Consider the following 6312-nt stretch of genomic DNA (forward strand, 5'->3'; position numbering starts at 1 on the left):
CCAGGCTGAAGCCGAGATCGGGCGAGACGCTGCCGCGCCGCGCGATGATGAAGACGGCGGCGATGCCGGCCAGTGCGCCGGAGACGGCGAAGGCCGTGGCGATCACCCGGTTCGCCTTGATACCCATCAGCCGCACCGTGGCGAAATCGCGCGACGCCGCGCGGATGGCGAGGCCGAGCGTCGAACGGTTGAGGAACAGCACCAAGGCGAGAATGGTCAGGCCCGAGACGATAAGCTCCATCACCTGCAGCGACGACACCGCAAAGGGGCCGAAGAACCACATCTGGTTCAGCCCGTTGAGGATCGAGACCGACTGCGGCTTTGGCGAGATCAGCAGCATGAACAGGTTCTGCACGACGATCGAGACGCCGAAGGCGGTCAGCAGCCCGGTCGTCGTCGGCGCATAGCGCACCGGCCGGAACGCCACCCGCTCGAAGGCGATGGCCGCAAGTGCGGCGGCAGCGACAGCAAGCAGCACCGCGACGATAGGCGAAGTCAGTCCGAGCGCCGCCGCCAGGAACACGCTGTAGGCGGAGACGCCGATGATCTCCCCATGCGCGAAATTGACCAGGCCCATGATCGAGAACACCACCGCGAGGCCGAGCGCGACCAGCGAATATTCCGCACCGAAAGCCAGCGCATTGAGAAGCTGCTGCAAGGCATAATCCATGTCGCCGCCTACCCGCCGATATAGAGGTTGAAGAGACCGTGTTCGTCGGCAAGGCTGGATGGCGGCCCGCTGTGGCGAAGCGTGCCGGCGCTGACGACATAGACGCGGTCGGCGAAGCGCAATGCCTGCCTGGCGTTCTGCTCGACCACCAGCAGCGTCAGCCCTTCCGCCTTCAGCTCGCCGATGAAATCGAAGATCTGCACGACGATCTTCGGCGCCAGTCCCAGCGACGGCTCGTCGAGCAGCAAAAGCTTCGGCCGCGACATCAGCGATCTGGCGATGGCCAACATCTGCTGCTCGCCACCCGATAGCGTGCCGGCCGCCTGCCCGTAGCGTTCGGAAAGCACCGGAAACAAGGCCAGGAAGCGCTCGATGTCCTGGCGCACGCCCTTGGGATCGCGCCGTATCGCCGCGCCAAGCCGAAGGTTCTCGCCGACCGTCAGATTGGCGAAGATGTGCCGGCCTTCGGGGGTGGAGGTCAGGCCGGCGCGAATGCGGTCCTCGGTGCGGACACGCGAAATGTCCTGGCCGTCGAGAACGACGCGGCCGGAAACCGGCGTGACCAGGCCGGTCAGCGCGTTGATGGTCGAGCTCTTGCCGGCGCCGTTGGGGCCGAGCAGGGCGACGAGTTCGCCCCGCCCGACCTTCAAGCTGAGGTCGCGCACCGCGCTCACCGCGCCGTAGCGGACGACCAGATTGTCGACGCTCAGCACGACGAGGTCTGCACCGAAGTCTCGATCCGTCATCGCTCGCTGCCCGTCAGTTCAGCGCCGGAACGAAGGTCGGCGGCGTGTCGGTGATCAGCACCCGCTTGCCGTTCGCAAACCCCATCACCGGCACGGCCTTGACCGGATAACCCTTCTTCTCGGCGAAGGATATGACCGGCGCCGTGGTGCCGGGATAGCCGCCCGGCGCGCGGATCGCCTCGCGCAAGGCGGCGGGCTCGACCGTGCCGGACTTCTTCGCCGCCTCGTAGCTGATCTGCACCATGTCGGCGCCAAGCGCGTCGAAGATGCCGTTGATCTTGTAGCCGTCGGCCTTGCACTGGGCCAGGAACTTGTCGATCGGGCTGTCGACGCCGGTCGCGCCATGGGTGGCGAACATCACCTTCTCCAGCGATGCCGGATCACCCACGGTGCCTTCCAGCGACTTGTCGTCGAAGGCATCGCAGCCGGCCACCCAACCGTCATAGCCATTGGCGCGCAGCTGGCGGATGAAAATGCCGACATCGGGCAGCACGCCGCAGATGTGGATGGCGTCCGGCTTCTGCGGCAACGCCTTGATGCTAGCGATCTGCGGCGACCAGTCTGATGTGCCCCAGGAATAGTTGAGCTTGGAGACGACCTTGCCGCCGAGATGCTCGAACACCTCGCCGAACCATTCCGGCAGCTTTTCGGAATAAGAGCCTGCATCGGGCGAGACCATCAGCGCCACGGTACGCGCGCCCTTGCCGTAGAGCGCATTGGCGGTCGCTGCCGCATTGATCGGATCCGGCACCGCGCCGGCAATGAAATTGTCGAGGCCGGCCTGCTGCATCTCAAGCTGCGTGTTCGGCGCCGAGAATACAGTGGCACCATAGGGCGCGGCGATCTGCGCTGTCGGGATCAGCGCATCCGGGAACGGCACGCCGGTGATGACCTGGGCGCCGGCATCGAGGAATTTCTGGCCGAGCGACACCGAAAGCTGCGGATCGGAGCGGTTGTCCTCGATCATCAGCTCGACCTTGGGATCGCCGGCGCCTGCGGCCTTGTTCAATTTGTCGGCCATGCAGCGCGCCCCTTCGGCCTCGCTGTAGGGTGCGTAGGTGCCGGTCATTGCCACCGCGAGCCCGATCTTCAGATCGGCGGCACCGGCATGCGTCACCTGCAAAAGCCCCGCCGCCACGACCGCGGCCCCCAAAATCATCTTCTCCATTTGACCCCTCCTTCTCCCTTGTTGTTGGCGCTTAGGGCGCCGTCACGATGTCTCGGACTGCCCGACATAAACCTCGATGACGCGCGGATCGCGCCACACCGCTTCGGTTTGCCCGGACGCGATCACCTGGCCCTGATCCATGACGCAGAGCCGGTCGCAAAGCCGGTTGATGAATCGCAAATCGTGATCGATGACGATGGTCGCGCAGCCGACATCCCTGCGAATGCCCTCGATCGCTACCGCCAATGTCTCGGACTCGCCTTCGTTGAGGCCGGCCGCCGGCTCGTCGAGCAGCAGCAACGATGGGCCCAACGCCAGCGCGCGGGCGATTTCGAGCCGACGCTGGCTGCCATAGGACAGCGTGCCGGCCGGAACGTCGGCGAAGCCATCCAGCTGATATTGCGCAAGCAGTTGATCGACGCCGATGCGTGCCGCCGCTTCCGGCCGAACCGCCTGGCAGGTGATATGGGCGACCTCGACATTCTGCCGGACGGTCAAATCCTTGAACAGCCGGATGGTCTGGAACGTACGCGCGACGCCGGCCCGCGCGCAATGCTCAGGACCGTGGCCGGTGATCTCCTTGCCCGCCAGCCTCACACTGCCGGTGTCCGGCTTGAGCACGCCGGAGATGGCGTTGACCAGAGTGGATTTGCCGGCGCCATTGGGGCCGATCAGGCCGAGGATTTCGCCGGCCTCGCAGGCCAGCGAGGCACTGCGCAACGCCTGCACGCCGCCAAAGGTCTTGCTGACTGCCTCAACCGACAGCATCGGTTCCATCTCCCATCCGGCCGATGGCTATTTCTCCTGTCGGCCGGTGAACAGGATGCTAGACCCCGGACTTTTCCATAACAAGTATTTTTTTCCATTTTAGAAAATATTCTTGAGAGGCCCCAAACTTTCGGGCCCGGATTCCAGTCAGGCCGGGATCAGACCCCGGCGCCGGCCGGCAGCCCGTCGCGCGGCACTGTGTTCGACATCAGCATGATCACCTGCTCTTCGCCCAGCGCGATATAGGCGTGCTGCATTTCGCCATCGAACAGGATGCTGTCGCCCGGCTGCAGCACGGTTGGATCATAATGGATCGTGTGCAGTTCCAGGCTGCCGCTCAGCACGTGGATGAACTCCTCGCCCGAATGGCTGCGCCAGCCACCGTTCTCCTCAAAACTCTTCGCGCGCAGCGTGACACGCCAGAAAATGTTGGTCTTGTCGCGAAAATCGCTGCACAGGACCTCGAATTCCATTGCGTTGCCCTGGTGCAGGATGCCGCTGCCGGCGCGCGTGATCGAGCGCCGCGCCTGCATGCCCGGCTTCGGGCTGAACAGGAAGGAGGCCACCGGCACATGCAGCACGCCGGCGATCATCAGTGCGACGTCGACCGTCAGCCGGGCTTTGCCGTTCTCCAGTTTCGACAATTGCGAAACCGAAAGGCCGGAGCGTTCGCTGAGATCGCGCAGCGTGATGTTCCGCTCCTTGCGCGCATCGCGGATCTTGCTACCCACATTGCCCTGCATCACCCGCGCCCTTGGCTGTCGTGTTTCCAATTCGACAAGCTCTAGCGGCGCGCCTCGGGGGCGTCCAGCCTTTAGACGGCTACGGCTGGTTTCGGCCATAACGACATCGCAACGGTGGCAAATACGGTTTCTAGCGTGCGGCTGACGAGCTCGAATGTTTCCGGATCGGAAAGCAGGTCGTTGCGGACTTCGAGATAAAGGCAAGGCCTGCCCTGCTCCAACCCGTGCCGGTTCAGCGTGTAGCCAACTGCCTGACGCCAGTCATACGGCTCGTTGTCGCCGATCCTCAACCCGGCCTCGGCGCCCCGCGCGCCAAGCGTTTTCAACACCGAGGTGACGAAGGGGGACTGCTCCCGCCACAGGACGCCGATGTCGACATTGCGCCTGACGCCGCCCATCACCGGGGTGAAGGAATGCACCGAGATCAGCGCCTGCCGGCCAGCCGCGGCGTCGATAACAGCCTGTTCGACCGGCGCCCAGGCGATCATCTTGCGCAGCCTGACATCGACTGCATCGGGCGCGAGATTGCCAGGCACCGGAATGCCGCCGAGATCCGGGCGCATGAAGTCCCATTCGCCGGCAGGCCGGTTGTAGTCGAGGAACAGCCGCGAATAATGCGCGACCACGGCCGGCGCCCGCAATGTCTGCGACAGCCGGCGCGTCAAGGCATCGATGCCGATGTCGACGGCGAAATGCGTGCCGAGATAGGGTGCTGCGAGGCCAAGGTCATGCCATGGCGCGGGCACCAGATTGCCCGCATGTTCGGCGATCAGCAGATAGGGGCTCGCCGCCTCGATCCGCAGCCGCTCGACACTGGCGGCGGCCAGCGCGGCGACTGCTCTCTCATCAAGCTCTGCAAGGCTCGCGGCGCTCACCGGGCCGTCCTCCGGATCAGCCGATGACGGAGCGGACATGATAGGCCTTGGCCGCTGTCGCCTCCGCCAGGCCGGCGCGGCCATTGGTGCGGCCGAGGCCGGAATTCTTGATGCCGCCCCAGGGTAGATGCAGGTCGGCGTGGTCGCAGCGATTGAGATAGACGGTACCGGCCTCGACCTCGTCGAGCAGCGCCACGCCGCGCTCGATATCTGTGGTCCAGATCGAGGCGCTGAGGCCGAAATCGCTGTCGTTCATCAGGCCGATCGCCTCGTCATCGCTGCCGACGGACTGGATGCAGGCCACCGGCCCGAACAGTTCGTCGCGCATGATCCGCATGCTGTGATCGACACCCACCAGCACTTCCGGCGCGACATAGGCGGCGCCAAGACCAGAGGCCTTGAGCGTTCCGTCTCGCGGCATCAGGCGCCGGGCTCCTGCCCGGACCGCCTGTTCGGCGAGATCGCGGATCGTGTCGGCGGCACTCGCCCGCACCACCGGGCCGACCATCGGCTTTTCGCCGATGGGATGGCCGATGGTCCATTTCGCCGTTTCGGCAACCAGCGCTTCGACGAAGCGGTCATGGATCGCCTGGTCGACATAGATGCGCTCGACCGAACAGCAGGACTGGCCGGCATTGGAATAGGTGCCCTCGGCGATCTGCGGGATCGTGGCTTCGAGATCGGCATCGGCGCGGATATAGGTCGGATCCTTGCCGCCGAGTTCGAGATGCACCTGTGTGAAGGTGCCGGCGGCGGCGGCATGGACGCTCCGGCCGCCATTGACCGAACCGATGAAATTCACCGCGTTGAAGGCGCCGGACGCAATCAGCTTCTCGGCATCGGCATGGTCGAGATGCAAGCTCTGGAAGACGCCCTCGGGGCCGCCGGCGGCACGGAAGGCCTCTTCCGCCAGTTCGGCAATCAGCGGCGTCTGCGGCGAATGCTTGAAGATCACCACATTGCCGGCCGCGAGCGGCGACGTCACGAGATAGCCGAGCATGGCGGTGGGATAGTTCCAGGCGCAGATCGACAGATGCAGGCCGCCCGCCACCGGCTTGGCATAGCGGCGGATGTTGTCATCCGAAGGATACGGCACATTGGCCAGGGTTTCCGGTGCGATGTCGGCAAGCAATTGTCCGACCAGCGCCAGGCGAGGCGTCTCGTCGGCCTGCCATAGCGGCCGGCCGATCTGCCAGGCCACCATCTCGGCCAGCGGCGTTGCCCGCGCCTTCATCTCCTCACCAAAGCGCAGCAGGATCGCCAGTCTGTCGGCCAGCGGCGTCCGCCGCCAGGACGGCAGGGCGGCACGCGCGCGGGTGAGCGCTGCCCCGATGGCGGAACC

Annotated in this window: 7 protein-coding genes; all 7 read right to left on the minus strand. The window is 65.2% G+C overall.

Annotated features, from left to right (window positions below; all coding sequences use genetic code 11):
- Nucleotides 1–670: branched-chain amino acid ABC transporter permease (locus EN906_RS17545; RefSeq protein WP_245484284.1), on the minus strand; the 670-nt coding region annotated here is incomplete at its 3' end.
- Nucleotides 671–678: 8 nt separating this feature from the next.
- Nucleotides 679–1416, minus strand: coding sequence for an ABC transporter ATP-binding protein (locus EN906_RS17550; protein WP_164748797.1), 738 nt, complete (start codon nt 1414–1416; stop codon nt 679–681).
- A gap of 13 nt (nt 1417–1429) precedes the next feature.
- The gene (locus EN906_RS17555; RefSeq protein WP_127269566.1) at nt 1430–2584 is read right to left on the minus strand and encodes an ABC transporter substrate-binding protein; all 1155 of its coding nucleotides are present in this window, start codon (nt 2582–2584) and stop codon (nt 1430–1432) included.
- A gap of 42 nt (nt 2585–2626) precedes the next feature.
- Nucleotides 2627–3352: an ABC transporter ATP-binding protein gene (locus EN906_RS17560; RefSeq protein ID WP_127269567.1), complete on the minus strand. Its 726-nt coding sequence runs from the start codon at nt 3350–3352 to the stop codon at nt 2627–2629.
- Nucleotides 3353–3510: 158 nt separating this feature from the next.
- Entirely contained in the window at nt 3511–4095 is a 585-nt protein-coding gene (locus EN906_RS17565; protein ID WP_127269568.1) for an XRE family transcriptional regulator, read from the minus strand.
- A gap of 71 nt (nt 4096–4166) precedes the next feature.
- Complete coding sequence (locus tag EN906_RS17570; RefSeq protein WP_164748798.1) at nt 4167–4970, minus strand: N-formylglutamate amidohydrolase; 804 nt, start codon at nt 4968–4970, stop codon at nt 4167–4169.
- Nucleotides 4971–4986: 16 nt separating this feature from the next.
- On the minus strand, nt 4987–6312 hold a 1326-nt coding region (locus EN906_RS17575), incomplete at its 5' end, for an aldehyde dehydrogenase family protein (RefSeq protein WP_127375282.1).

The organism is Mesorhizobium sp. M7A.F.Ca.CA.004.06.1.1, assembly GCF_003999135.1.
GTDB lineage: Bacteria > Pseudomonadota > Alphaproteobacteria > Rhizobiales > Rhizobiaceae > Mesorhizobium.

Coding starts and splice junctions, on each gene's coding strand:
- EN906_RS17555 (WP_127269566.1), bottom strand. CDS start 2,584: ATGGAGAAGATGATTTTGGGGGCCGCGGTCGTGGCGGCGGGGCTTTTG.
- EN906_RS17560 (WP_127269567.1), bottom strand. CDS start 3,352: ATGCTGTCGGTTGAGGCAGTCAGCAAGACCTTTGGCGGCGTGCAGGCG.
- EN906_RS17565 (WP_127269568.1), bottom strand. CDS start 4,095: ATGCAGGGCAATGTGGGTAGCAAGATCCGCGATGCGCGCAAGGAGCGG.
- EN906_RS17550 (WP_164748797.1), bottom strand. CDS start 1,416: ATGACGGATCGAGACTTCGGTGCAGACCTCGTCGTGCTGAGCGTCGAC.